This window comes from Streptomyces dysideae (assembly GCF_001514305.1).
GTDB lineage: Bacteria > Actinomycetota > Actinomycetes > Streptomycetales > Streptomycetaceae > Streptomyces > Streptomyces dysideae.
On record NZ_KQ949077.1, the window covers coordinates 200,463 to 224,161 of the forward strand.

The 23,699-nt window shown below is 70.4% G+C and carries 23 protein-coding genes; 15 read left to right on the plus strand and 8 right to left on the minus strand.

Annotated elements, in window-relative coordinates; translation table 11 throughout:
- Positions 1-41: 41 nt before the first annotated feature.
- On the minus strand, positions 42-2,072 hold the full coding sequence (locus AQJ91_RS07280; RefSeq protein WP_067017607.1) for a thioredoxin domain-containing protein: 2,031 nt from the start codon (positions 2,070-2,072) through the stop codon (positions 42-44).
- 180 nt (positions 2,073-2,252) lie between these two features.
- On the opposite strand from AQJ91_RS07280, the gene AQJ91_RS07285 reads away from it, so the two are divergent.
- The gene (locus tag AQJ91_RS07285; protein ID WP_067017609.1) at positions 2,253-2,804 is read left to right on the plus strand and encodes a helix-turn-helix domain-containing protein; all 552 of its coding nucleotides are present in this window, start codon (positions 2,253-2,255) and stop codon (positions 2,802-2,804) included.
- 94 nt (positions 2,805-2,898) lie between these two features.
- Complete coding sequence (locus AQJ91_RS07290) at positions 2,899-6,099, plus strand: ATP-binding protein (protein ID WP_067017612.1); 3,201 nt, start codon at positions 2,899-2,901, stop codon at positions 6,097-6,099.
- A gap of 24 nt (positions 6,100-6,123) precedes the next feature.
- On the opposite strand, the gene AQJ91_RS07295 is transcribed toward AQJ91_RS07290, so the two are convergent.
- Together AQJ91_RS07295 and mca are read right to left on the minus strand one after the other, a co-directional pair.
- The gene (locus AQJ91_RS07295) at positions 6,124-6,381 is read right to left on the minus strand and encodes a hypothetical protein (RefSeq protein WP_079084741.1); all 258 of its coding nucleotides are present in this window, start codon (positions 6,379-6,381) and stop codon (positions 6,124-6,126) included.
- Positions 6,374-7,234 carry a mycothiol conjugate amidase Mca gene (gene mca / locus AQJ91_RS07300; protein WP_067018042.1) on the minus strand — a complete coding sequence of 287 codons (861 nt, stop codon included), beginning with the start codon at positions 7,232-7,234 and terminating at the stop codon, positions 6,374-6,376. Before mca ends, AQJ91_RS07295 begins: the two co-directional genes overlap by 8 nt.
- Positions 7,235-7,360: 126 nt before the next feature.
- Here mca and AQJ91_RS07305 point away from each other — a divergent pair, with 126 nt between their 5' ends.
- Positions 7,361-7,759, plus strand: a complete 399-nt coding sequence (locus tag AQJ91_RS07305; protein WP_067017616.1) for a DUF4307 domain-containing protein — start codon at positions 7,361-7,363, stop codon at positions 7,757-7,759.
- A 169-nt stretch (positions 7,760-7,928) separates the two neighbouring features.
- The gene (greA, locus tag AQJ91_RS07310) at positions 7,929-8,429 is read left to right on the plus strand and encodes a transcription elongation factor GreA (protein WP_067017617.1); all 501 of its coding nucleotides are present in this window, start codon (positions 7,929-7,931) and stop codon (positions 8,427-8,429) included.
- A gap of 55 nt (positions 8,430-8,484) precedes the next feature.
- On the opposite strand, the gene AQJ91_RS07315 is transcribed toward greA, so the two are convergent.
- The 3 genes from AQJ91_RS07315 to ilvA form a co-directional block, all read right to left on the minus strand.
- Entirely contained in the window at positions 8,485-9,342 is an 858-nt protein-coding gene (locus AQJ91_RS07315) for an ABC transporter permease (protein ID WP_067017618.1), read from the minus strand.
- Positions 9,339-10,313, minus strand: coding sequence for an ATP-binding cassette domain-containing protein (locus tag AQJ91_RS07320; RefSeq protein WP_067017620.1), 975 nt, complete (start codon positions 10,311-10,313; stop codon positions 9,339-9,341). The genes AQJ91_RS07315 and AQJ91_RS07320 overlap by 4 nt, the downstream gene beginning before the upstream one ends.
- 144 nt (positions 10,314-10,457) lie before the next feature.
- Positions 10,458-11,687, minus strand: coding sequence for a threonine ammonia-lyase (gene ilvA / locus AQJ91_RS07325; RefSeq protein WP_067017622.1), 1,230 nt, complete (start codon positions 11,685-11,687; stop codon positions 10,458-10,460).
- A gap of 163 nt (positions 11,688-11,850) precedes the next feature.
- Between ilvA and AQJ91_RS07330 the strand changes: the two genes are divergently transcribed.
- From AQJ91_RS07330 to AQJ91_RS07340, 3 genes are all read left to right on the plus strand, one after another.
- On the plus strand, positions 11,851-12,357 hold the full coding sequence (locus AQJ91_RS07330) for a MarR family winged helix-turn-helix transcriptional regulator (protein ID WP_067017624.1): 507 nt from the start codon (positions 11,851-11,853) through the stop codon (positions 12,355-12,357).
- 152 nt (positions 12,358-12,509) lie between these two features.
- Positions 12,510-13,025, plus strand: coding sequence for a sigma factor-like helix-turn-helix DNA-binding protein (locus AQJ91_RS07335; protein WP_067017626.1), 516 nt, complete (start codon positions 12,510-12,512; stop codon positions 13,023-13,025).
- Between the two features lie 25 nt (positions 13,026-13,050).
- Positions 13,051-13,299, plus strand: coding sequence for a hypothetical protein (locus tag AQJ91_RS07340; RefSeq protein ID WP_067017628.1), 249 nt, complete (start codon positions 13,051-13,053; stop codon positions 13,297-13,299).
- A 6-nt stretch (positions 13,300-13,305) separates the two neighbouring features.
- Here AQJ91_RS07340 and AQJ91_RS07345 read toward each other — a convergent pair whose 3' ends face one another.
- Positions 13,306-14,460, minus strand: a complete 1,155-nt coding sequence (locus AQJ91_RS07345) for a cystathionine gamma-synthase (RefSeq protein WP_067017630.1) — start codon at positions 14,458-14,460, stop codon at positions 13,306-13,308.
- Positions 14,461-14,567: 107 nt separating this feature from the next.
- Here AQJ91_RS07345 and AQJ91_RS07350 point away from each other — a divergent pair, with 107 nt between their 5' ends.
- The 6 genes from AQJ91_RS07350 to AQJ91_RS07375 all read left to right on the plus strand — a co-directional run bounded on the left by AQJ91_RS07350 (position 14,568) and on the right by AQJ91_RS07375 (position 20,828).
- On the plus strand, positions 14,568-15,686 hold the full coding sequence (locus AQJ91_RS07350; protein ID WP_067017632.1) for a hypothetical protein: 1,119 nt from the start codon (positions 14,568-14,570) through the stop codon (positions 15,684-15,686).
- Positions 15,687-15,838: 152 nt separating this feature from the next.
- A complete protein-coding gene (locus tag AQJ91_RS07355; RefSeq protein ID WP_067017634.1) occupies positions 15,839-17,446 on the plus strand; it encodes a M48 family metalloprotease in 1,608 nt (535 codons plus the stop codon).
- A 25-nt stretch (positions 17,447-17,471) separates the two neighbouring features.
- Positions 17,472-18,569: a hypothetical protein gene (locus AQJ91_RS07360; protein WP_234381859.1), complete on the plus strand. Its 1,098-nt coding sequence runs from the start codon at positions 17,472-17,474 to the stop codon at positions 18,567-18,569.
- A gap of 117 nt (positions 18,570-18,686) precedes the next feature.
- Positions 18,687-19,352: a peptide-methionine (S)-S-oxide reductase MsrA gene (gene msrA / locus AQJ91_RS07365; protein ID WP_067017636.1), complete on the plus strand. Its 666-nt coding sequence runs from the start codon at positions 18,687-18,689 to the stop codon at positions 19,350-19,352.
- Between the two features lie 17 nt (positions 19,353-19,369).
- Complete coding sequence (locus tag AQJ91_RS07370) at positions 19,370-19,945, plus strand: DUF3885 domain-containing protein (RefSeq protein WP_234381861.1); 576 nt, start codon at positions 19,370-19,372, stop codon at positions 19,943-19,945.
- Positions 19,946-20,150: 205 nt separating this feature from the next.
- A complete protein-coding gene (locus AQJ91_RS07375; protein WP_067017638.1) occupies positions 20,151-20,828 on the plus strand; it encodes a DUF4389 domain-containing protein in 678 nt (225 codons plus the stop codon).
- Positions 20,829-20,993: 165 nt separating this feature from the next.
- Here AQJ91_RS07375 and AQJ91_RS07380 read toward each other — a convergent pair whose 3' ends face one another.
- Positions 20,994-21,917, minus strand: coding sequence for a helix-turn-helix domain-containing protein (locus AQJ91_RS07380; RefSeq protein ID WP_067017640.1), 924 nt, complete (start codon positions 21,915-21,917; stop codon positions 20,994-20,996).
- 170 nt (positions 21,918-22,087) lie between these two features.
- Between AQJ91_RS07380 and AQJ91_RS07385 the strand changes: the two genes are divergently transcribed.
- Positions 22,088-23,128 carry an NAD(P)-dependent alcohol dehydrogenase gene (locus AQJ91_RS07385; protein WP_067017641.1) on the plus strand — a complete coding sequence of 347 codons (1,041 nt, stop codon included), beginning with the start codon at positions 22,088-22,090 and terminating at the stop codon, positions 23,126-23,128.
- Between the two features lie 175 nt (positions 23,129-23,303).
- Complete coding sequence (locus tag AQJ91_RS07390; RefSeq protein WP_067017642.1) at positions 23,304-23,687, plus strand: VOC family protein; 384 nt, start codon at positions 23,304-23,306, stop codon at positions 23,685-23,687.
- Positions 23,688-23,699 lie beyond the last annotated feature (12 nt).

Consider the following 23,699-nt stretch of genomic DNA (forward strand, 5'->3'; position numbering starts at 1 on the left):
CCCAATCAGGGCACGCGAAAGGGACGCCTCCCGCTGCCGTTTCAGCCGCTCAGTACCGTGCGCAGCCGGTCGGGATCGGTCGTCGGGGCGTCACATGTGAAGTTACGGCAGACATACGCGGTCGGTTCACCGCCGACGAGCGGCCGGTCGGCGAGCAGCGGAAGCTCGTCACTCCCCGTGGCCCCGACGGCGACGACCACACCGGGGGCGGTGCCCAGAAGTGCCGTACGGTGCAACGCCCTTGTGCCGGGGTCGTCGAGCGCGGGGCCGACGACCGCGACCTCGCGGGGCCCGTCCAGCTGGGCCTCGGCGACGGCGAGACCCCAGCCGATGAAGCGGGGGACGCGCGGGCCGAGCGCCTTGACGACCCCCAACGCCCGTTCGGCGGCGGTGCGATGGGGCTCGGCGCCGGTCTGGGCGGCGTAGCTCAGCAGGGCGCCGGCGGCGGCGGTCCAGCCGGAGGGGGCGGCATTGTCGGTGGGGTCCTGGGGGCGGCGGATCAGCTTCTCGGCGTCGGCGGCGGTGTCGTACAGGGAGCCCGACTCCTCGTCGACGAACCGGGCGAGGACGTGGTCCAGCAGGAACCCGGCGAACTCCAGCCAGACGCCCTCACCGGTGACGGACGCGAGCGCCAGGAAGCCCTCGGCGACATCGGCGTAGTCCTCCAGGACGCCCGGGTTGGCGCCGACCTGGCCGTCCTTGCTGGTACGGGCGATGCGAGCCTGGTCGTCCAGATGCAGCCGTACGAGGAGATCGCCGGCGGCGACCGCGGCGTCCACCAGGTCGGGGCGGTCGAAGTAGGCGCCGGTCTCGGCGAGCGCGGCGATCGCGAGGCCGTTCCAGGCTGCGACGATCTTGTCGTCACGGCCGGGAGCGGGGCGGTCGGCCCGCGCCTCGAGCAGCCTGCTCTTGATGGACGTGATCTTCTGGGCGTCGAACACGCGCTCGTGCTGAGGGAGTTGGAGGACAGATGCCCCCTCTTCGAAGGTGCCCTCCTCGGTGACGCCGAAGTAGTGGGCGGCAAGCTCGGCGTCGTCACCGAGGACGTCCGCGAGCTGCTGAGGCGTCCACACGTAGTAGGTGCCCTCGACGTGCTTGCCGGTCCCGTCGTCGCTGTCGGCGTCGAGCGCGGAGGCGAACCCGCCTTCCTTGGTGCGCAGTTCGCGGACCATGAAGTCGGCTGTTTCGAGGGCAACGCGCCGGGCCAGGTCCGAGCCTGTACTACGCCACAGGTGGGCATAAATTCGACACAGAAGCGCATTGTCATAGAGCATCTTCTCGAAGTGCGGGGTCACCCATCCGCGATCAACGGAGTACCTCGCGAACCCGCCGCCGAGCTGGTCGTAGATCCCACCCCGCGCCATCCGCTCGCACGTGTCCTGCGCCATCTGCAAGGCACCCTCGGAACCGGTACGGGCGTGGTGACGGAGCAGAAACTCGATCACCATGGACGGCGGGAATTTGGGAGCTCCCCCGAATCCACCGCGCTGCGGGTCGTACTCCCGCGTCAGCCCGAGCAGCGCCTTGGCAAGCTCCTCCTCACCTGGAGTCCGGGCATCCCCGTAGGAGATCTCACGCCCGGCGAGATCCCGCACGACCTTCCCGGCGACCTCGGCGACCTCGTCCCGCCGGTCGGCCCAGGCGCTGTGCACGCCCTCCAGCACCTGCCGGAAGGAGGGCATGCCGTGCCGGGGCGCGGGCGGGAAGTAAGTGCCGAAGTAGAAGGGCTCGGCGTCCGGGGTGAGGAACACCGTCATGGGCCAGCCGCCCTGCCCGGTGGCCGCCTGGACGGCCTCCATGTAGACGGCGTCTACGTCGGGGCGCTCCTCGCGGTCGACCTTGATGCTGACGAAGTGGGCGTTCATGTAGGCGGCGACTGCTTCGTCCTCGAAGCTTTCCCGAGCCAGGGCATGACACCAATGGCAGCTGGAATATCCGACGCTCAGGTGTACGGGAACATCTCGCCGTCGCGCCTCCGCGAAGGCCGCTTCCGACCAAGGCCACCAGTCGACGGGGTTGTCGGCGTGCTGGAGGAGGTACGGGGACGTCTCATGGGCGAGTCGGTTCGGCATACCTCCATCCTGCCGCAGTACCCCTCCCTCACGCGTCCGCGACCTCGTCCCGATGGCCTCCCAGCACCCTTGACCAAGGGCACTGACACGCAGCTGAACCCACCGCCACGAGCCTGAAAATTGTCAACCTGGATCGGCAGGATCGCAGACGTTCCTTCGATCATGCCGGGGAGGTGAACGGTGAAGCTGCTCTACAACTACCGGATCCATCCGAACAGTGAGCAGGAGCAGATCCTGGCTCGTTTCTTCGGTTGCGCCCGCGTCGTCCATAACGACGGCCTGCGGATGCGGCACGAGGCGTACAAGCGTGGAGAACCGTTCATCACCGACGCCCAGTTGCAGAAGCTGGTCATCACCGCGGCAAAGGGGACCGGGGAGCGTCAGTGGCTGAAGGAAGCTCCGTCGGTCGCACTCGTACAGTCCCTCGGGGACCTGCACGCCGCATCCCGGAACTTCTTCGCCTGGCGGCGCGGGGACCGCAAGGGTCCGAAGGTGAAGGGCATGGGCACCCGGCGTGGCAGGCTCGGCAAGTCCGTCCACGACCAATCCCTCGGCGTCTTCGCCCGCACTCTGGAAGCCAAGTGCCACCGCTACGGACGCGCCTTCATCAAGGTCGACCGCTGGTTCCCGAGCACACAACTGTGCTCGCCACCCGGATACGGAGCTCTCCGTGGCGCAGATTGCTCGCCGCAGGGCCTGCGGAGAGATAAAACGCCTGTGGAGCCCGCGTAAGACCCCGCAAGCCGGGGCAGTGGGTGATGAAGCAGGAACCACCGAGCGGCAAAGCCGCCTGGAATCCTGGGCCTTCGAGGCCGGGGGAGGCCGAATGCGTGACAGCCATCGGACGGACGCCGAGCGGCTGTTGGCCCGGGCCGTGGAGGAGGAGGTGCGGCGCTCGGGCGGGCGCACCGACGGTCAGGTGCTGATGTCGCGGGCGCGCGGGGCGCTGGACGCCATGGCGCAGTCGGCGGCCGAGGAGTACGAGGCGTTCACGCGGGCGCTGGACGAGGCGGAGGCCGGTCGGCTGACGTTCGGGCAGCGGTTCGCGCGAGAGGGCGGCAGTACGCCGCTGCTGGTGGCGGGCGTCGCGGCGGTCGCGGCCACCGTGTCCGATCTGGCGTTCGGCACGGGCGCGGGCACGGCGGTGGGCGCGGGCGTCACCGTGGGCGTCGTGGGCGCGGCGGCGACGGTGGTGAAGGTGGCCGGCACGCATCTGCCCGCCGCGCATCACCGCGCGGGCGCCGCCGGCCAGCCCGGCGGTCCGGAACAGCTGCGGCTGCAGTGGCTGACGGCGCTGGAGGTACGCGGGATCCGTCCCTTCCTCGACCAGCAGCGGGTGCTCAGCGCGTCCACCGGCCCGAAGAAGTCCGGCCCGCGGCTGCGCGGCACCGACAAGAGCGCGGCCGCACGCGGACGGAACGTACTGGAACAGTCGTTCGGCCAACTCCCGGAGCCGGTCGGCCCGTTCGCGGGCCGGCGGCAGGAGATGGCCCGCATCCGGCAGTGCGTACAGGCGGCCCGCGCGAGCACCGAGACCAAGCCGACGGTCGTCGTCCTGCACGGGGCGCCCGGCAGCGGCCGTACCGCACTGGCGATCCACGCGGCCCACGATCTGAAGGACCAGTTCCGCGGCGCGTGCGTCGTCGACCTGCGCGGCGACAGCGTGGAGGAGCCGCCCCTGTCCACCCGGGACGCGCTGCTGCATCTGCTGAATCGATTGGGCGCCCCCCGCGAGCAGCTCCTGTTCCGTGAGCGTTCCTCGGCGGACCAGCAGGTCAAGCGCCTCAGCGAGCTCTACCACCAGCACCTCACAGGCCTGCCGGTCACGGTCGTGCTGGACGACGCCTCGGACCCGGCGCAGATCCGCACCCTGGTCCCCGAGCGCTCCGACAGTCTGGTCCTGGTCACCGCCCGCAAACCCCTCGACCTGCCCGCCGGCCTCGCCGCCTGGGTGCACCAGATGCCGGTGGAGACGCTGGACACGGCGGGCGCGGAGGAGCTGCTGACCTCGGCGGCACAGGACGCCTCGGGCCCCTACGACGCCGAATCCGCCGACGGGATCAGGGAGTTGTGCGGCGGGCTCCCGCTGGCGCTGCGCATCGCCGGCTCGTCCCTCGGCCCGCGTTCACCGCGCCAACTGGCCACCGACCTGAGCGCGTACGGCCCCGTGGAACCGACCGAACGCGTCCTGTGGCTGCGCTACACCGACCAGTCGGAGGTGGCACGCCGCCTGCTGCGCCGTCTCGCCCTGGCGGGCCGGGCCTCGCTGGGGGCGGCGGCGGCCGCCGCCCTGCTGGCCACGGACGAGGCGGAGGCCACCCGCCATCTGGTGGTCCTCGCCCGGGCGGGCCTGGTCGACCATGTCCGCGGCAGCCGCTACCGCCTGCACGACCTGGTCCGCGCCTTCGCCCACGCCCGCCTCCTCGACGAGGAGGAACCGTCGGAGCGTACGGCCGCGCAGGAACGGCTGATCGTGAACTACGCCGACCTCGCCGACTCGGTGCTGCGCCTGGTCGACGGCAACATGTCGACCCGCTCGGACCGCTTCAGCCCGCACGGGTTCACCTCGCTGGACGAGGCGCTGCGCTGGCTGGACGACGAGTCGAGCTTCATCACCTCGACGCTCCGGCACGCGGAGGGCGTCGACCAGGCGGCGGTCCTGAACCTGCTGGGCGCCCTGTGCGACTACTGCCTGCTGCGCGGCGACCTCTACCGCCTGGGCGAGATCAGCGAACTGGCGCAGGCCGTGGACCAGGGCCTGCTGGTCCGCTCGGTGCAGTGGCGGACCGGCATCGCGGCCCGCCAGCTGGGTGAGCTGGACAAGGCGCGCACGACGCTCGCGTCGGTGGTCGACCTCTACATGGAGGCCCATCACGACGCGGGCGCAGCCCGGGCGCTGTGCTCCCTGGGCATCACGCTCCACCACCAGGGCAGCCTCACGGAGGCGGCGAAGAAGCTCCAGGAGGCCCTGGACCTCCAGTCGGCCCCCGAGCTGGCCACGGACCGCGCCTGGACGATGCACGCCCTGGCGGCGGTGGAACGCGACCGGGCCCGCCTGTCCGAGGCGATGCGCCTGCTCACCGACTCCCTGGTCCTGCACCGCGCCGGCGAGTCCGTGCACGGCGAGGCCTGGGCCCACTTCCAGCTCGGCCAGCTGGGCCTGCGCATGGGCGACGTCCCGCGCGCCGAGTCCGAACTCCGCGCCGCCCTCGACCTCTACGGCCGCACCCGCGACCCCCGCGGCACGGCCTGGGCCCTCACCCAGCTCGCCCGCGCCCGCCTGGTCGCCGGCGACCCGTCCCCGGCGGTGGACGGCCTGCGCCAGGCGGCGTCCCGGCACCGCGACAACGAGGACGCGCGCGGCGAGGCCTGGACGGTCTACTACCTGGGCCAGGCCCTGGAGGAGACGGGCAACCTGGACCTCGCCGTCCGCGAACTGGAACGCTCCCGCACGATGTTCTCCCGCATGCGCGACGTCTACGGTCTGGCCTGCGCCCGGCACCACTCGGCCCGCGTCACCCGCGACCAGCGCGCGGCCCAGACCGGCTCACTGCGCAACTCCGGCTTCGCCCGCCAGCTCCTGGTGGACGCCCGCGCCGACTTCCAGCGCATCGGCGTCGCCCACGGCGAGGCCTGGACCTGCCTGGAACTGGCGGTCGTGGACGCGGGCAACACCCGCACCCAGCAGGCCCTGGCCCTGTGCGACGACGCGGTGAGCCTCTTCACCTCGTACGGCGACCGCCGCGGCGAGGACTGGGCCCGCTTCCTGCGCGGCACCCTCCTGCCCTACGCGGCACCCGGCGGCGTCGAGGTCGGCACGGCCGTGGCGCAGGAGGAGCTGGCCCAGCTGGGCCGCGGCCGCCATCCGCTGCGGGACGAGAAGCTCGACGACTACGTGGAGGCGTACGGGCTCCTGCTGGAGCGGGGGATCAACCTGGAGGCCGGCTGGCAGGCCTGGCGACTCGGGATGGTGCCGAGCCGCCATGCCCGCGAGGTCATGGGGGTGGCGGTGCCGCAGCAGCAGTGAGCACGCGTCCCCCGCCCCCTCGGGTCAGCCCTGCTGCTGCGCCTTGGACGTACTGGACGCCTCCGGGGCCCCGGATTCTGCCTTCGGGTCCGGGGCCTCCTTGAAGTCGACCTTGCCCATGTGCTTGGTCATGGACTTCATCAGGCCCCACACGGCCAGTGCCATCACCGCGAAGACGATGAATCCGAGGACACCGGGGGTGACCTTGTCCTCGTCCACCTCCTTGGCGAGGGTGGCGAGGTGCGTCATTGCCAGGCTTGCGCTTGCGCTCATGTCAGGCATTGTCGCGGATGCCCGCAAAGAGGTCGTCCTCGGGGATGGACGTATCGACGAGAGCCTTCGCGAGCTCGTACTCCTCGGTCGGCCAGACCTTCTTCTGGATCTCCATCGGGACGCGGAACCAGCCGCCGTCGGGGTCGATCTGCGTGGCGTGCGCGATCAGGGCCTTGTCGCGGATCTCGTAGAAGTCGGCGCACGGAACGTGCGTGGTGAGCGTGCGCTGCTTCATGCCGAACTCGTCCCAGCGCTTGAGCCACTCCCCGTAGGGGGACTCCAGGCCGCGGTCCAGCATCGCCTGGTGCAGGGCCTCGGTACGGGCGCGGTTGAAGCCCTGGTTGTAGTACAGCTTCAACGGCTGGTACGCCCGGCCGAACTCGGACTCCGGGTATTTCTCGGTGTCCGCCGCGCCCTCGAACGCCACCACCGAGATCTTGTGGGTCATGATGTGGTCGGGGTGCGGATAGCCGCCGTTCTCGTCGTAGGTGGTGATCACCTGCGGGCGGAACGAGCGGATCTGCTTCACCAGCTCACCGGCCGCCTTGTCGACGTCCTCCAGGGCGAAGCAGCCCTCGGGGAGCGGGGGCAGCGGGTCGCCCTCGGGCAGGCCGGAGTCGACGAAGCCGAGCCACTCCTGCTTGACCCCGAGGATCTCGCGGGCCTCGTCCATCTCCTTCTTGCGTACCTCGTGGATGTGCTCCTCGATGTACTTGTCGCCCTGCAGCTTGGGATTGAGGATGGAGCCGCGCTCCCCGCCCGTGCAGGTCACGACCAGCACGTCCACCCCCTCGGACACGTACTTCGCCATGGTGGCCGCGCCCTTGCTCGACTCGTCGTCGGGGTGGGCGTGCACGGCCATCAGTCGCAGCTGGTCAGTCAAGACTCAATCCTCATAGGTCGGTGCCCCGGCGTGAACCGGTGCGATCGGCGGCTTCTATAGTGACCGAATCGGGGGGCGATTCATTCCGGGGCCGGAAGGACGATCATGAGTACGGCGAGCACGCGGTTGCCCGAGGGCCGTTACGGCCGTTCCTCGGACGAGCGCGCGGACCGCAGGCTCAAGATCGCCGGTGCCGTCCTCGGGGCACTGCTGCTCGCCCTGGTCGGCTATTTCGCGTACTACTACGTCGGCCAGAACAAGATCAGCGCCGAGATCATCGAGTTCGACGCCACGAAGGACGCGGTCAAGGTGCATCTGGAGGTCCGCAAGGACTCCGGCGCCACCGGCTACTGCACCGTGCGCTCCCAGGCGGAGAGCGGTGCCGAGGTGGGCCGGGCCGACTTCCGCTTCGGCGGGGAGGTCACACGGATCGACAAGGTCGTCACGCTCCGTACCACGGCCCAGGGCACGACGGCCGAGCTGCTCGGCTGCCACGCCGACTGACCATCGTCCGGAATACGTAGGGCCTGACCTGCGTTGACGTAATTCTGATGGCTTATGTCCTCCCCCTGCGAGCGCTGAATTGTTAGGCTCGTGGTTTCGCCCATCCGTGAAGGAACATCCTTCTGGGTAGGGCGATGCTTTGTATTCCCAGTACCTACGAGGAGCACCTGTGACCCAGACCAGCGAGAACGTCACCTGGCTGACCCAGGAGGCGTACAACCAGCTCAGGGCCGAGCTGGAGTACCTGTCTGGTCCTGCGCGCACGGAGATCGCCGCCAAGATCGCGGCCGCGCGCGAGGAGGGCGACCTGCGCGAGAACGGCGGGTACCACGCGGCCAAGGAGGAGCAGGGCAAGCAGGAGCTCCGAGTGCGCCAGCTGACCCAGCTCCTGGAGAACGCCAAGGTCGGCGAGGCCCCGGCGTCGGCGGACGGCGCGGTCGCGCCCGGCATGGTCGTGACGATCGCCTTCGACGGTGACGAGGACGACACGATGACCTTCCTGCTCGCCTCGCGCGAGTACGCGAGTTCCGAGATCGAGACGTACTCGCCGCAGTCCCCGCTGGGCTCCGGCGTGATCGGCCACAAGGTCGGCGAGGACGCGGAGTACGAACTGCCGAACGGCAGGAAGGCCTCGGTGACGATCCTGAAGGCCGAGCCGTACAGCGGCTGACCCGGCCGACATCCGCTTGACGGCCCCCGGCGTCCCTGTGACGCCGGGGGCGTCGTCATGCGGTCGCCGAGCGGTACTTCCGTACCGCCAGGGTCCTGAATATGGCGACGATCAGGACCGAGTAGATCAGTGAGGCCCACACCGGGTGCTGCATGGGCCAGGCGTCGGAGGCCGAGATCCCCGGATTGGCGAAGAGCTCGCGGCACGCCTGGACGGTGGCGCTGAACGGGTTCCAGTCGGCGACATGGCGCAGCCAGGGGGTCATGTTGCTGGTGTCCACGAACGCGTTCGAGATGAACGTCACCGGGAAGAGCCAGATCAGTCCGCCGGAGGTGGCCGCCTCGGGCGTGCGGACCGTCAGGCCGATCAGGGCGCCGATCCAGGTGAACGCGTAGCCGAGCAGGAGCAGCAGGCCGAAGGCGCCGAGGACCTTGCCGATGTTGGTGTCGCCGTCCGACCCGACACGCCAGCCGACCAGCAGGGCGACGACCGCGAGGACCAGCAGAGTCAGCGCCGTCTGCACCAGGTCCGCGAGGGTACGCCCGGTCAGCACCGCGCCGCGGGCCATGGGCAGGGAGCGGAAGCGGTCGATGAGGCCCTTGTGCATGTCGTCGGCGATGCCCGCGCCGGCACTGGCGGTGGCGAACGTGACGGTCTGCGCGAAGATGCCCGCCATCAGGAAGTTCTTGTAGTCGATGGAGCTGGTGCTGCCGCCGATCTTCATCGAACCGCCGAAGACATAGGTGAACAGCACCACGAACATAATGGGCTGTACCAGCCCAAAAATAACCATCTCGGGAATCCGGGACATCCGGATCAGGTTACGTTTAGCGACGACCAGGGAGTCCCGGACGGACTGACTGATCGGGTTCCCCGGTGGTGCGATGCGCACGGCGTCGCTGACGGCGCTCATTCGGCGGCCTCCTTGCCGTTCTCGTCGTTGACCTCCGCCACATGGCCCGTCAGCGACAGGAACACGTCGTCGAGGGTCGGGCGGCGCAGGCCGATGTCGTCTATCTCGATGCCGCGGACGTCCAGCTCCCGGATGATCTCGGCGAGCAGCTTCGCGCCGCCGGTGACGGGGACGGTGAGCTTGCGCATGTGCTCCTCGACCGTCGTCTCGCCCTTGCCGAAGCCGGCCAGTATCTCGGCGGCGTCGGACATGTGCTCGCGCTCGTGCACCACGACCTCGACGCGCTCGCCACCGGTGCGGGCCTTGAGCTGGTCGGAGGTGCCGCGGGCGATGACACGGCCGTGGTCGACGACCGCGATGTCGTGCGCGAGGTGGTCGGCCTCTTCCAGATACTGCGTGGTCAGCAGCAGGGTCGTGCCGCCGGAGACGAGCTGCTTGATGACCTCCCACAGCATCTGCCGATTGCGGGGGTCGAGGCCGGTCGTCGGCTCGTCCATGAACATCACGGGCGGGGAGACGACCAGGGCCGCCGCCAGGTCGAGCCGGCGGCGCATGCCTCCGGAGTAGGTCTTCGCGGTGCGGTCGGCGGCGTCCGCCAGGTTGAACTGTTCGAGCAGCTCGCCGGCCCGGGCCTTCGCGGCCTGGGCCGTCATCTGGTAGAGCTGGCCGACCATCTGGAGGTTCTCGCGGCCGGTCAGGTATTCGTCGACGGCGGCGAACTGGCCGGACAGGCCGATCGAGCGCCGCACCTCGTTCGGATGCTTGAGCACGTCGAGGCCCGCGACCTCCGCCCGGCCGCTGTCGGGCCGCAGCAGGGTGGTCAGACAGCGGACGGTCGTCGTCTTGCCCGCGCCGTTCGGCCCGAGCAGGCCCAGGACCGTGCCCTCGGGGACATCGAGGTCGACGCCGTCCAGAGCCCTTACGTCACCGAAGGTCTTGACCAGGCCTTCGGCATAGATGGCGCCTGGCATATGAGTCTCCACGTCGTCGGGGATTGCTGGCCATACAACTGAGATCGGGCACACCATAACGCGATGTATCGCGTCTCTCAATCGGTTTTTCCGCGCTGCACGACGAAGGGCTTTTCAGGGATCTTGCCGGGCGGCCCGGCGGCCTCAGCCGATGACGGTGTAGCCCGCGTCGCGCAGGGCCTGGCCGACCTCGACGCAGTGCGCCGGTCCCTTCGTCTCCAGGTGCAGCTCCACCTCCGCCTCCGTGAGCCCGAGCCGCGGATCGGTCCGTACGTGGCCCACATCGAGGACGTTAGCGTCCACCACTGACAACACCCCGAGAAGCGTGGCGAGGGCGCCCGGCCGGTCCGTCAGCCGGAGCCGAACGGCCAGGTAGCGGCCCTGCGCGGCCATGCCGTGCCGCAGGACGCGCTGGAGCAGCACCGGGTCGACGTTGCCGCCGGACAGCACCGCGACGACCGGGCCCTCGAAGGCGGCCGGGTCGCTCAGCAGTGCCGCGACCGGGCTCGCGCCGGCCGGCTCGACGACCAGCTTGGCCCGCTCCAGGCACAGCAGCAGCGCCGTGGCCAGCTCGTCCTCGGTGACCGTGCGGACCTCGTCCACCAGGTCGCGGATGATCCGGAACGGTACGTCGCCGGGCCGGCCGACCTTGATGCCGTCGGCCATCGTCGCCGGGTTCCCGATCGCGACCGGGTGCCCGGCCGCCAGCGAGGGCGGGTACGCCGCCGCGCCGGCCGCCTGCACGCCCACGATCCGCACGTCCGGCCGCAGCGTCTTCACCGCCGTCGCGATACCGGCCGCGAGGCCTCCCCCGCCGATGCCGACGACGATCGTCCGCACCTCCGGGCACTGCTCCAGGATCTCCAGGCCGACCGTGCCCTGGCCCGCGATGACGTCCGGGTGGTCGAAGGGGTGGATGAACACCGCACCCGTCTCGGCCGCGTACTCCTGCGCGGCGGCCAGCGTCTCGTCGACCACCTGGCCGTACAGGCGCACCTCGGCGCCGTAGTCCCGGGTGGCGCTGATCTTCGGCAGCGGGGCGCCCTTCGGCATGAACACCGTCGAACGCACGCCGAGCAGCGCGGACGCCAGGGCGACGCCCTGCGCGTGGTTGCCGGCGCTCGCGGCCACGACTCCCGTGGCCCGCTCCTCCGGGAGCAGCCCGGCGATCCGGACGTAGGCGCCGCGCAGCTTGAACGATCCCGTCCGCTGGAGGTTCTCGCACTTGAAGTGCACCGGCGCGCCCACCAGCTGGGACAGGTGCCTGCTGCCCTCCATGGCCGTCATCCTTGCCACACCCGTGAGCATCTTCTGGGCGCCGCGCACGTCGTCGAGGGTGACGGGAGGCAAGGAGTCAGCCGTGCTGTTGCTCATGACTCAAGTCTCGCAGTTCACAGGCGCAAGGCAGCGCTGTGACCAAGCACCGAGACGGGTTTGCGCAGCGTCGGTACACCCCGCCTTCCGGCCGCGTACCCTGTCCCCCAACCCAGCACCCCCTTCATGAAGTGAGCCTCCGGCCATGCCCACAACACCTGAAATGTCGATGGACATGACGACCGTCGCTGACAGCGGTCTCCTCGACACGCTGCAGCACGAGGTGGCGGTCTTCGCCCGTCGTGCCGAACAGACCCGGCTCGGCGGGGTCGGGCAGGTGCGCAACTCCATGGACCGCGCCGCATACCTGCTGCTCAACCGCCTCGACAAGGAAGGCCCCATGGGCGTCAAGGCGCTCGCCGCGAGCATGGGGATCGACTCGTCGACGGTGACCCGGCAGGTGGCTCCGCTGGTTGACACCGGGCTCGTCAAGCGCACCTCGCACCCCGAGGACGGGCGGGCGGTGGTGCTCCAGCTGTCGCCGCGCGGGCTGTCGCGGCTGGAGGAAGTGCGCTCGTCGAGGCGTCAGTTGATGGCCGAGCTGACACACGACTGGGCGCCGGAGGAGCGCGAGGCGTTCTGCACGCTCCTCGCGCGCTTCAACACCGCGCTGTCGACCCGGATGGCGGCCCAGGGGCTGCCGGGCGTGGAGCCTCCGTCGGCGTCCTGAGCGACCCGCGTCCCTCCCTGGCTCTTGACCGAAGGGCCACACCTGGCCTCATATGAGACCGGGGCGTGAGGTCGGAGGCGTGCGCGGTTCAGCGTCCCGTACGCGGCCGGGGCCCCGTTTCCGTCAGGGTTCGCCCGCAGGGGGGAGGCGCGGTGCGAGAACGGCGTTCGGCCCAGGACGCGCGCCGGGCCCGGGAGTTCGAGGCGTTCGTCGCGGGCGCGGCGGGGCGGCTGCTGCATGCCGCGACACTGCTCACGGCCGAGTCCCCGGACGACAACCCGCGCGCGCGGCGCCTGCTGACGCTGGCGCTCTCGCACACGTACGCGTCCTGGGACCGGCTGCGCGGCGAGGACCCGTACGACCGCGCCCGCCAGGACCTGGCCGGCCGCTTCGCGCGCAGCGCCTGGCACCAGTACGGCGGCCCCGGCGCCCTGGGCCGGTCGTCCCGACCGCATCCCGGCAGCCCGCTGGCCCGGCTCACCCCGCAGGAGCGGCTGATCCTGGTTCTCAGGCTGTACGAGGGGGTCGCCGAGGAACAGGCGGCGGCCCTGCTCGGCATCCCCGTGGAGCGCGTCCGCGCGATCTACGCCCGGGCGATGACCACGCTGCTGCATCCCCCGCGGGGTCCCGCACCAGCGCTGGCAGGGACGAAGGTGGCCCCCTCATGAGGCCCCCGACCGACGGGAGACGGACATGAACCGCCCCGAACGGGAAGCGGCGGTACGCCGGCTCATGGAGGGCACGCCACCCCCCGTACCGCCGGACCTGTACCCGGACGCCCTGCGCCGCGGCACCCGCATACTGCGCCGGCGCACGGCAGCCAGACGCCTGCTGTGGCTGTTGACGTTCGCCGCGACGGTGACGTTCCTGGTATGGGCCCTGACAGCCCGCCCCTGGGTACAGCCCCCGTCGGAGACGACACCACCACTGACGGGCTGGTGAGGCCGGCTACCCCAGCGCCCGCTGGAGGTCCTCCAGGAGGTCGTCGACGTTCTCGATGCCCACGGAGAGGCGTACGAGGTCGGCGGGGACCTCGAGGGCCGAGCCGGCGGCGGAGGCGTGGGTCATGCGGCCGGGGTGTTCGATGAGGGACTCGACGCCGCCCAGGGACTCGCCGAGCGTGAACACCTTGGCGCGGTTGCAGACCTCGACGGCCGCCTCCTCGCCGCCGGCGACCTGGAAGGAGATCATGCCGCCGAACGCCCGCATCTGCTTGGCGGCGACCTCGTGGCCGGGGTGCTCGGGCAGGCCCGGGTAGAGCACCCGCGTCACGCGCGCGTGCCGGGTGAGCATGTCGGCGATCTTCGTGGCGTTCTCGCTGTGCCGGTCCATGCGCACCGACAGCGTCTTGGTGCCGCGCAGCACCAGCCAGGAGTCGAAGGGCCCGGCGACCGCGCCCATGGCGTTCTGGTGGAAGGCCAGCTCCTCGCCCAGCTCCGGGTCGCTGACGATCAGCGCACCGCCGACCACGTCGGAGTGGCCGCCCATGTACTTGGTCAGGGAGTGCACCACGACGTCGGCGCCGAGCGACAGCGGCTGCTGGAGGTACGGCGTGGCGAAGGTGTTGTCGACGACGAGCTTCGCGCCGGCGTCGCGGGCGATCTGGGCGACCGCGGCGATGTCGGTGATGCCGAGCAGCGGGTTGGAGGGGGTCTCCACCCAGACGGCCTTGGTCTTCGGGGTGATGGCGGCCCGCACGGCGGACGGATCGCTGGTGTCGGCGACCGACCACTCCACGCCCCACCGGGCGACGACCTTGGCGAAGAGGCGGAACGTGCCGCCGTACGCGTCGTTGGGGATGACCACGTGGTCGCCGGGGCTGAGCAGCGTACGCAACAGGCAGTCCTCGGCCGCCAGTCCGGACGCGAACGCGAGGCCGCGGCGGCCGCCCTCCAGGGCCGCGAGGTTCTCCTCGAGGGCGGTCCTGGTCGGGTTGGCGCTGCGGCTGTACTCGTAGCCGCCGCGCAGGCCGCCGACGCCGTCCTGCTTGTAGGTCGAGACCTGGTAGATCGGCGGGACGACCGCGCCGGTCAGGGGATCCGCGGTGTTGCCCGCGTGGATCGCGAGGGTCTCGAAGTGCTGACTGATGTGCCTGTCGCTCATGGGCACCGAGCGTAATGCGCGAACGGACCGGATGCCGGACGCCGGAGTTTTCCACAGGCCGCGGACCTGGTTCGCCAATTGTCGGCGGCGTCTGGAACCCTTGAGGCATGGAGATTCTCTGGGTCCTGATAGCGCTGGTCATGATCGGCTTCGTGGTGCTGCCGGTCATGCGGCGCAGGCGCGGCATGATCGAGCAGGTCCACCCGGGCCACCCGGACGCCGCGGACCCGGCGAACTACGGCTTCGTGCGCCAGGAGGAGCTGGACATCCGCATGCCCGGCCCCGACCAGGACCTGCTGGACGTGCTGGACCTGGTGCAGCGCACCCAGGACTACCGCGCGGCGTCCCAGCTCCTCGCGGGCACCGAGGCGGAGGGCGAGCGGCGCTGGCAGCGCGTGCAGGCCTTCGCGGGCGCCGCGTCCTTGGAGCTCCAGCAGCGGCCGGGCGGCGTCAGCGGCACCCCGGGCGGCCAGTGGCTGCGGGTGTGGCGGGCCGAGCAGCCCAAGGACGCGGGCGGCGCGGCGGTGCACGCGGAGTTCCTCGTGCAGCAGGCGTGGCGGACGGCGACACCGGGCACGGACGAGTTCCGGATCATCATGGAGGAGGCGAGGTCGGCGTGCGGCGACGCGGCACTGCTGGCCCCCGGTGACCCGATCCCGTACATCATCGAGCTGTCGGTGGCCCGCGGACTGGCGTACTCCCGGCCGGAGTTCGAGCAGCTCTGGCTGAAGATCCTGGACCGCGCCCCGTCCCACATGGGCGCGCACCTCGCCGCGCTGCACTACTGGTGCGAGAAGTGGCACGGCTCGCGGCAGCTGGCGTACGACTTCGCGGAGGCCGCGGCGGCCCGGGCACCCCAGGGTTCGCTGCTCGCCGCGATGCCGCTGTTCGCGGTCTTCGAGCACCTGCCCGAGGTGAACCTGGTCAGCGGCTTCTACCAGAGCGAGGTCGTGACCAAGGCGGTGCACGGCGCCCTCTTCGCCGTCCACTCGGCCCGCCCGGACGACCCGATGCTGGCGCACGTCCGTCATCTGCTGCTCTTCTTCCTGGTCCGCGGCGAGCGCTGGGCGGAAGCGATGAACCAGCTGATACACGTCGACGGCCATGTCGGTGCCCTCCCGTGGACCCTGTCGGCCGACCCGGCCGCGGAGTTCGCGGTCTACCGGGCGCTGGCGGTCGCGGGCTACGAGGCGAACGGCGGAAGCCCGGCGACGCTGCTCCACTGAGGGACGGCGCTTTCCATGAACATGCCTTGCCACGTTCCCCGCCGGTAGGCGATACTCCGCTTCCCCCCACATCCACCGGTCACGGTCCCACCGCACGACCGTGTGACCGCTTTCCGTTGCTGTGAACCTTTCCCGTGGGGGGACTCTGCCCAATGGGCGCGACTCTGCGCGCTGTACGCGCTCTCGTGCTGCTCGCCGGCTTCTATCTGCTCGGCGTCGTCCTGCTGGCGCTACTCGCCGGCATCGACTGGCTGCTGTACCGGTACGCACCGGCCAGTGTCGCGGTGAAGCTGTACATCGTCTCCGCGCTGCTGGCGATCCCGGTGGTGCGCGGCCTGTTCATGCTGCGTACACCGAAGGACGAGGAGATGGCGGGCCTGCCCGTCACGGAGGCCGACGAGCCCGAACTGTGGCGCACGGTCAGGGAGCTGGCCGACCGGGTCGGCACCCGCGCGCCCGCCCGTATCGTGCTGACGGCCGACGTCAACGCCGCCGTCAGCGAGGACGCCCGCCTGCTCGGCCTGCTCCCCGGACCGCGCCGCCTCTACCTCGGCGTACCGCTGATGCTGGGCCTGACCCAGGCCCAGCTGCGCTCCGTCCTCGCGCACGAGCTGGGCCACTACGCCAACTCCGACACCCGCCTCGCCGTCCTCACCGTGCGCGGACGCGCCCAAGTCCTGCGCACCATCGCGCACTTCGAGGAGCGGGCCGACAACACCGCGGCGCGCGAGCGGGCCCGGCAGGAGAAGAAGAACGCCAAGGCCGAGGCCAGGGGCAAGGAGACCCAGGAGGTCGACGAGGGCCGTGCGGGTATCACGTACCGCGCGATGGCGAAGATCTACATCGCGTACGCCAAGCTGTACTTCCGCGCCACGCTCTCCGTCTCCCGCCGCCAGGAGTACGCCGCAGACACCGCGGCCGCCCGGATCGCCGGACGGGACGCCACGGCGTCCGCGCTGCGCGAGATCCCGGTGCTGGACGCCGCGTTCGGGTTCTACATGGGCGGCTACGCGACGCTGGGCTCCGAGGCCGGGCTGCTGCCGCCGCGCGGTGAGGTGTTCGGCGGCTTCGGCCGGATGCTGACCGCCCGCCAGCTCGAACTGGCCACGCTGCGCACCGAACTCGCCACCGAGCCCTCGTCGCCGTACGACTCGCATCCGCCCATCGCCGACCGCGTCCACCGCATCGAGTCCCTGCCCGCCGACGGCCGCGCGGAAGAGGCCCAGGGCGCGGCCCTCGCCCTCCTCGCCGCCCCGGAGCGGACCCTGGCGGCCCTGGAGGACACGGTCCTGACGGACGAGGTACGGCGCTTCAGCCGCGCCGGCGACTGGCCGGAGCTGCTGGCCGGCGCGATGGCGGCGGGCCTCGCCTCCCTCAACACCCCGCTGCACCGGGCGCTCGCCTTCTACACGAAGGACGCCCCGACCCTGCCCGCACTGCTGAAGCTCATCGAGGACGGCCAGCTGTGGCAGCTTGCGCGCCGGCTGCCGCTGTCCGACCAGGCGTCCGCCGCGGAGGGCCGCGCCTTCCGCGAGTTCGTACGCCCCGCCCTGCACGACTCGCTCAGCAGCATGGCACTCGCCGAGTTGAGCGCCCGCGCCCTGCTGAGCTGGGAGTTCTCCTGGGAGCGTGCGGCCGTCCCGCATCTGCCGCCCGCCCCCGACGGCACCCCGACCGACCTCGACGCCGCGGTCGGAGCGGCGGTCGCCGACATCCCCGACACGGCCCCGCTGCGGGCCCTGCTCACCCACCACATCTGAGGCTGCTGTGATCATCATCTGGGTCGTGCTGGCCCTCGTAGGACTCCCCCTGCTCGCGCTCGGCCTGTACTTCCTGAAGGCCATCGTCCAAGGCGCCGTGGAAGGCTGGCGGGAGGGCAGCGAGGAGTCGACGGAGTACGAGCTGCCCGCCGAGGCCGCCGCCCTGGGCCTGCTGCCGCCCGAACGCCAGAACAAGGACTCCTCGGCGCCGCTCCCGGCCGGGCTCGCGGCGGCGATCACCGCGGCCAAGGCGGGCGACTGGCAGCCGACGGCGGCCCTCTTCGACGAGACGGTCGCAGCGCGGGCCTGGGAGCGCCGCACCTCGGCCTGCGAGCGGCTCGCCGACGTCGCCGCCGAGGACGACGCCTGGCTGCTGGCCTGGGAGACCGCACGCCCCGACGACCCGGGCGCCGCACTGGTCAGGGCGCGCAGCACGGTGTTCCTCGCCTGGAACATCCGCGGCGGCAAGCGAGCGAAGTACACCACCGGCGAGCAGTTCGAGGGCTTTCACCGCGTCCTGGCCCGCTCCCGTGAGGAACACGCCCGCGCGGCGGCACTCGCACCGGAGGGCGACCCGTCCCCGTACGTCGGCGAGATCTGGACGGCGCTGGGCCTCGGCTACCCGCACGCCGAGATGGACCGCCTGTGGAAGGAGATCACTGACCGCGCCCCGCACCACTACGAGGCCCACTTCTCGGCCCTGCAGTACTGGTGCAAGAAGTGGCGCGGATCGGAGCAGCTGGCCCGCGACTTCGCGGCCCGCGCCGCCGCACAGGCCCCCCTGGGCAGCCTGATGACGGCGTTCCCGCTGATCGCGCACTTCGAGCACGACGAGTCCGACTCCGCGGACGCCGACCGTACGCCGGAGGTACGCGCCCTGGTCGACGCGGCCCTCGCGGACGCCGCTGCCGCCGACCCGTCCCACCCGCGTCTGCCGGAGGTCCGGCACCTCCTGGCGTACTACCTGTGTCTGCAGGACCGCGACGAGGCGGCGCTGGAACAGTTCCGCCTGGTGGACGGCTATGTGGGCGCCCTCCCGTGGCGCTACAAGGGTGACCCGGCGGGCGAGTTCTGCCGACTGCGCGACCTGAGCGTGGCGAACGTCGTGGCGGCGTCCGGCTGACGGGAACCGGACGGAATTCGGGACGGCACTCGGACGTTGTGTCTGGTGCCGCCCCGGCGAGAAGCGAGAAGTGAGACGAGACGGGGAACGTCGGCGAGAAGACGAAGGAGCCCGCCCATGCTGTTCGGCCGTACGCCCGTCCTGCCCACCCCAGAGCAGGCACTGCAGGGCCGCCCGGAGCCGGCCTTCACGGTCCCGGACCGCCACACCGTCCTCGGCAACCCCCTCCTCGGCCCCTACCCCGAGGGCCTGGAGACCGCCGACTTCGGCATGGGCTGCTTCTGGGGCGCCGAACGCAAGTTCTGGCAGCTCCCGGCGGGCGTGTGGACGACCCTGGTCGGCTACCAGGGCGGCTACACCGAGCACCCCACGTACGAGGAGGTCTGCTCGGGCCTGACCGGCCACACGGAGGCCGTCCGCGTGGTGTTCGACCCGTCCGTCATCTCCTACGAACGTCTGCTGAAGACCTTCTGGGAGTCCCACAACCCCACGCAGGGCTTCCGCCAGGGAAACGACGTCGGCACGCAGTACCGTTCGGCGATCTACACGCACACACCTGAGCAGGCGGCGACGGCGGAAGCGTCCCGGGAGTCGTACCAGAAGGTCCTGACGGGGTCGGGCCACGGCACGATCACGACGGAGATCCTGCCGGTGGAGGGGCGCACGTTCTTTCCGGCGGAGGGGTATCACCAGCAGTACCTGGACAAGAACCCGGCGGGGTACTGCGGGATCGGGGGGACGGGGGTTTCGTGTCCGATCGGGGTGGCGAAGGCAGAGGGCTGAGCACTGGCATCGCGCCCATGACGCTCGCAGCGCTGTGGCGGGAACGACGACCGTCGGGCCCGCCCCTCGCCCACGCCTTCCGCACTACGTACGCGGACCGCTGGGTGCGCTTCCACAGCCTCCCCGGCTCGAAGCGCCACCCGGAGTCCGAGGACGAGTACGCGATCGTGCTGGACCGCTACAACACGGTCCTCGACGAGCTGTTCACGGGCCTGGAAGTGTTCGTCGTGACCATGGACTGGTCGTGCACCCCTACCGGGCCCGCAGGCTGGCCGACACCGCGACAGGAACTCCACCCCGACGGCGCCCACTGGTGGACCGAATCGGATCAGGACGACCCCGACCCCGAGTTCCACACCCACACACGCCTCTATGCCGACCGGCGGCCATGGCGACACGGCTGCGTGGACGACCTACTGCGCGCCGTCGCCGACGAGTCGATCGTGGAGGTGTTCATCACCGACCCGGAACTCCGGCGCATCCACCATCCGTACGACGGCGGCGCAGACGTCATCCTCACCACGCCCACCGAGCGGGACAGCCTGCGCGCCCGGCACGCCGGCTGGCTCTCCAACCACCCGGCCGGCCTTTGACACCAGCAGCACCGCATGCCAGTGGCGACTACGGCCTCGCCCGGCAGCTCCGCGTTCCCCGGCGAGTGGACCACCCCCAGTCGCGGCGTTCCACTTCACATGCAAGCCTGAATCCGTGATCAGGAAGCCACCTGGCCGCCTGCCTGCTGGGGTGGAGCACGGACGGTGGCCTGGGGGCGGGGACGTTCGAAAGGAGCTGCGCCACATGATTCCTGCCGCCGTGTCACCGGTGCGTATCGAGGCATCTCTCGACCCTCGGCTGTCCAGATGGCTGTGGCTGGTGAAGTGGCTCCTCGCCATTCCGCACTACATCGTGCTGTTCTTCCTGTGGATCGCGTTCGTCTGCGTGACCGTCATCGCGTTCTTCGCCATCCTGTTCACCGGCCGATACCCCCGGTCCCTCTTCGACTTCAACGTCGGTGTGCTGCGGTGGAACTGGCGTGTCAGTTATTACGCCCACACCGCGCTCGGCACCGACCGGTATCCGCCGTTCACCCTCGCGGATGTGCCCGACTATCCAGCGCATTTCGACGTCGCTTATCCCGAGCGCCTCTCCCGCGGCCTGGTCCTCGTGAAGTGGTGGCTGCTGGCGATCCCGCAGTACATCGTCGTCGGGATTCTTGTCGGTGGCTGGGGCAGTGACGAGGGCTGGCGTTACAGCGGTCTCATTCCTTTTCTCTCACTGGTCGCCGTGATCATCCTTGCGGTCAGAGCTCGTTACCCGGTTCATCTCTTCGACTTCCTGCTCGGTCTGGCCCGCTGGGTCGCACGAGTCACCGCCTATGCCGCACTGCTGACCGATGAGTACCCGCCGTTCCGTCTGGACATGGGCGGGCAGGCCTCCCCGCCGGCGAAGATCTCGGGGAGCGGTTCCGGACTGTAGTGGCTCGTCACATGGTCGGGGCCGGCGCCATCAGTGGTTGACATGGTCCGTGTCGTGCCACCGTTTGACGCGCTGTAGTCGTCGCCCATGAACATCCTTCGCGCCGGGCCTCAAGGGCACCGAAGGTCGGCTCAGGCCCCTCATTGTCAGTCCCGGTTCGCGATGTCACGCCGACGGCGTCGCCGTGCCCGCCCGCGTAGCATCCGTCCCCCAACTCGCCAGCAACCGCAACGCCTCCGCCGACGGTGACCCCGGTTCCGCGTGGTACGTGATCAGGCCCTGCCCGCTTCCGTCGGACAACTGGAAGGACTCGAAGGAGAGGACGAGGTCGCCGACCAGCGGGTGCCGGATGCGCTTGATGCCGTAGCTCTTCTCCTTGACGTCGTGGGTGGCCCACAGGCGTCTGAACTCCTCGCTCTTCACGGAGAGTTCGCCGACGAGGGCGGACAGGCGCGGGTCGTCGGGGTGGCAGCCCGCGTCCATGCGCAGATAGCTGACCATGTCGGACGCCTTCTGGTCCCACTCCACGAACAGGTCGCGGTACTCCGGCTTGAGGAACACCAGCCGCGCCCAGTTCCGCTCCTGGGCCGGCAGCTCCCCCCAGTCGCCGAACAGGGCGGCGGCCATCCGGTTCCAGGCGAGGATGTCCGAGCGTCGGCCCGTGATGTACGCCGGGACCCCGTCGATCGAGTCCAGCAGCTGTCGCAGCGCGCCCCGCACCTGCTCGGTCCGCCCCGCCTGCTTCTTCTTGTGCTGCTTGGGCTTCGCCAGATGGGTCAGGTGGGCATGCTCGGCGGCGGTCAGCCGCAGGGCCCGGGCGATGGAGTCGAGGACCTCGGCGGAGACGTTCCGCCCGTTGCCCTGTTCCAGGCGTGTGTAGTACGCCACGGACACCCCGGCCAGCTGCGCCAGCTCCTCGCGGCGCAGCCCCGGCACCCGGCGGTGCCGTCCGAAGTCCGGCAGCCCGACGTCCTCCGGCTTCAGCCGGGCACGCCGGGTGCGCAGGAACTCGCTGAGCTCGGCGCGCCGGTCCAAGGCCGCACCGGTGTCGGCGGCGTGCCCCGGTACGGGTTCGGGCTTTTCGTCCATGCCTAAAGTATTCACGGTCGTATGCCCACGAGCCTGACCCCGCCAGTGGTAGGATCGGCAAGCGTAGGTACAGGCGGGGTCTGGGTGGCAGTCCGATTGTCCGACATGCTGATCAGCGTGTCCGGCCGAAGGCAGCCGGGCGCGACACTTTCAGCTAGGAGAACCCCGGCATGACCACCGTCGCCGCATACGCCGTACCCGCCGCCAAGGCTCCGCTGGAGCGCACCACCATCAAACGCCGCGAGGTCCGCGAGTTCGACGTCCTGATCGACATCAAGTTCGCCGGGATCTGCCACTCCGACATCCACCAGGCCCAGGAGGGCTGGGGCGAGGCGATCTTCCCGATGGTCCCCGGCCACGAGATCGCCGGCGTGGTCTCCGAGGTCGGTTCCGGTGTGACGAAGTTCGCCGTCGGCGACCGCGTGGGCGTCGGCTGCCTGGTCGACTCCTGCCGCGAGTGCGAGAATTGCAAGGCCGGTCTGGAGCAGCACTGCACGGGCGGCAACGTCGGCACGTACAACGCCATCGGCAAGGACGGCGAGCCCACCTACGGCGGCTACTCGGAGAAGGTCGTCGTCGACGAGAACTTCGTCGTCGGCATCCCCGAGGGGCTGTCCCTGGACGTGGCCGCGCCGCTCCTCTGCGCCGGCATCACCACGTACTCGCCGCTCAGGCACTGGGGCGCGGGCCCGGGCAAGAAGGTCGCCGTGATCGGCCTGGGCGGCCTCGGCCATATGGGCGTCAAGATCGCGCACGCGCTGGGCGCCGAGGTGACCGTCCTCTCGCAGTCCCTGCGCAAGAAGGACGACGGCCTGAAGCTGGGCGCCGACCACTACTACGCCACCAGCGACCCGAAGACCTTCCAGGAGCTGGCCGGAACCTTCGACATCATCCTCTCCACGGTGTCGGCGCCGCTGGACTTCGGCGCGTACCTGAGTCTGCTGAAGACCGGCGGCGCCCTGGTGAACGTCGGCGCCCCCGAGGAGCCGATCGCGCTCAACCTCTTCTCCCTGATCGGCGGCAACAAGACCCTCGCCGGTTCGATGATCGGCGGCATCGCCGAGACGCAGGAGATGCTCGACTTCTGCGCCGCGCATGGCCTGGGATCCGAGATCGAGCTGATCGAGGCGAGCCAGATCAACGAAGCGTACGACCGCGTGGTCAGCAGTGATGTGCGGTACCGCTTCGTGATCGACACGGCGACGATCTGACGCCGGTCGCACGACAGGACCGAGGGCCCCGGAGCCGCACTGCCGCACTGCTCCGGGGCCCTCAGTGTGTCGCGGTACGGCGCCTCAGCAGACGGTCGACCGCACAGCCAACTACTAAGGTAAACCTTACCTTAGCTTGGCCCGGAGTATGTTGAGGCAGGAGGAGGCCCACACCATGACCGTTGAGCTGAACCACACCATCGTCACCGCACACGACAAGAACGCCGCGGCCCGCTTCCTCGCCGACATCCTCGGCCTGGAGGTGAGCCCGCAGTACGGCCCGTTCATCCCGGTACACGTCCCGAACAGCGTGACCCTCGACTTCATGGACACCACCGGGGCGATCACCCCGCAGCACTACGCCTTCCTGGTCTCGGAGGACGAGTTCGACGAGATATTCACCCGCGTCCAGAAGGCCGGCCTGACGTACTGGGCGGACCCGGCCCACTCCCGCCCCGGCGAGATCAACCACCGGGACGGCGGCCGGGGTACGTACTTCGACGACCCGAACGGGCACAACCTGGAGATCCTGACGAGGCCGTACGGCAGCGGGGACTGAGGCCTGCCGAAA

What these genes read in the sequence shown, in the direction of transcription:
- AQJ91_RS07280 (WP_067017607.1), bottom strand. Translation starts at nt 2,072, where the DNA reads ATGCCGAACCGACTCGCCCATGAGACGTCCCCGTACCTCCTCCAGCAC.
- AQJ91_RS07290 (WP_067017612.1), top strand. Translation starts at nt 2,899, where the DNA reads ATGCGTGACAGCCATCGGACGGACGCCGAGCGGCTGTTGGCCCGGGCC.
- AQJ91_RS07295 (WP_079084741.1), bottom strand. Translation starts at nt 6,381, where the DNA reads ATGCCTGACATGAGCGCAAGCGCAAGCCTGGCAATGACGCACCTCGCC.
- mca (WP_067018042.1), bottom strand. Translation starts at nt 7,234, where the DNA reads ATGGCCGTGCACGCCCACCCCGACGACGAGTCGAGCAAGGGCGCGGCC.
- AQJ91_RS07305 (WP_067017616.1), top strand. Translation starts at nt 7,361, where the DNA reads ATGAGTACGGCGAGCACGCGGTTGCCCGAGGGCCGTTACGGCCGTTCC.
- AQJ91_RS07315 (WP_067017618.1), bottom strand. Translation starts at nt 9,342, where the DNA reads ATGAGCGCCGTCAGCGACGCCGTGCGCATCGCACCACCGGGGAACCCG.
- AQJ91_RS07320 (WP_067017620.1), bottom strand. Translation starts at nt 10,313, where the DNA reads ATGCCAGGCGCCATCTATGCCGAAGGCCTGGTCAAGACCTTCGGTGAC.
- ilvA (WP_067017622.1), bottom strand. Translation starts at nt 11,687, where the DNA reads ATGAGCAACAGCACGGCTGACTCCTTGCCTCCCGTCACCCTCGACGAC.
- AQJ91_RS07330 (WP_067017624.1), top strand. Translation starts at nt 11,851, where the DNA reads ATGTCGATGGACATGACGACCGTCGCTGACAGCGGTCTCCTCGACACG.
- AQJ91_RS07340 (WP_067017628.1), top strand. Translation starts at nt 13,051, where the DNA reads ATGAACCGCCCCGAACGGGAAGCGGCGGTACGCCGGCTCATGGAGGGC.
- AQJ91_RS07345 (WP_067017630.1), bottom strand. Translation starts at nt 14,460, where the DNA reads ATGAGCGACAGGCACATCAGTCAGCACTTCGAGACCCTCGCGATCCAC.
- AQJ91_RS07350 (WP_067017632.1), top strand. Translation starts at nt 14,568, where the DNA reads ATGGAGATTCTCTGGGTCCTGATAGCGCTGGTCATGATCGGCTTCGTG.
- AQJ91_RS07355 (WP_067017634.1), top strand. Translation starts at nt 15,839, where the DNA reads ATGGGCGCGACTCTGCGCGCTGTACGCGCTCTCGTGCTGCTCGCCGGC.
- msrA (WP_067017636.1), top strand. Translation starts at nt 18,687, where the DNA reads ATGCTGTTCGGCCGTACGCCCGTCCTGCCCACCCCAGAGCAGGCACTG.
- AQJ91_RS07370 (WP_234381861.1), top strand. Translation starts at nt 19,370, where the DNA reads ATGACGCTCGCAGCGCTGTGGCGGGAACGACGACCGTCGGGCCCGCCC.
- AQJ91_RS07375 (WP_067017638.1), top strand. Translation starts at nt 20,151, where the DNA reads ATGATTCCTGCCGCCGTGTCACCGGTGCGTATCGAGGCATCTCTCGAC.
- AQJ91_RS07380 (WP_067017640.1), bottom strand. Translation starts at nt 21,917, where the DNA reads ATGGACGAAAAGCCCGAACCCGTACCGGGGCACGCCGCCGACACCGGT.
- AQJ91_RS07385 (WP_067017641.1), top strand. Translation starts at nt 22,088, where the DNA reads ATGACCACCGTCGCCGCATACGCCGTACCCGCCGCCAAGGCTCCGCTG.
- AQJ91_RS07390 (WP_067017642.1), top strand. Translation starts at nt 23,304, where the DNA reads ATGACCGTTGAGCTGAACCACACCATCGTCACCGCACACGACAAGAAC.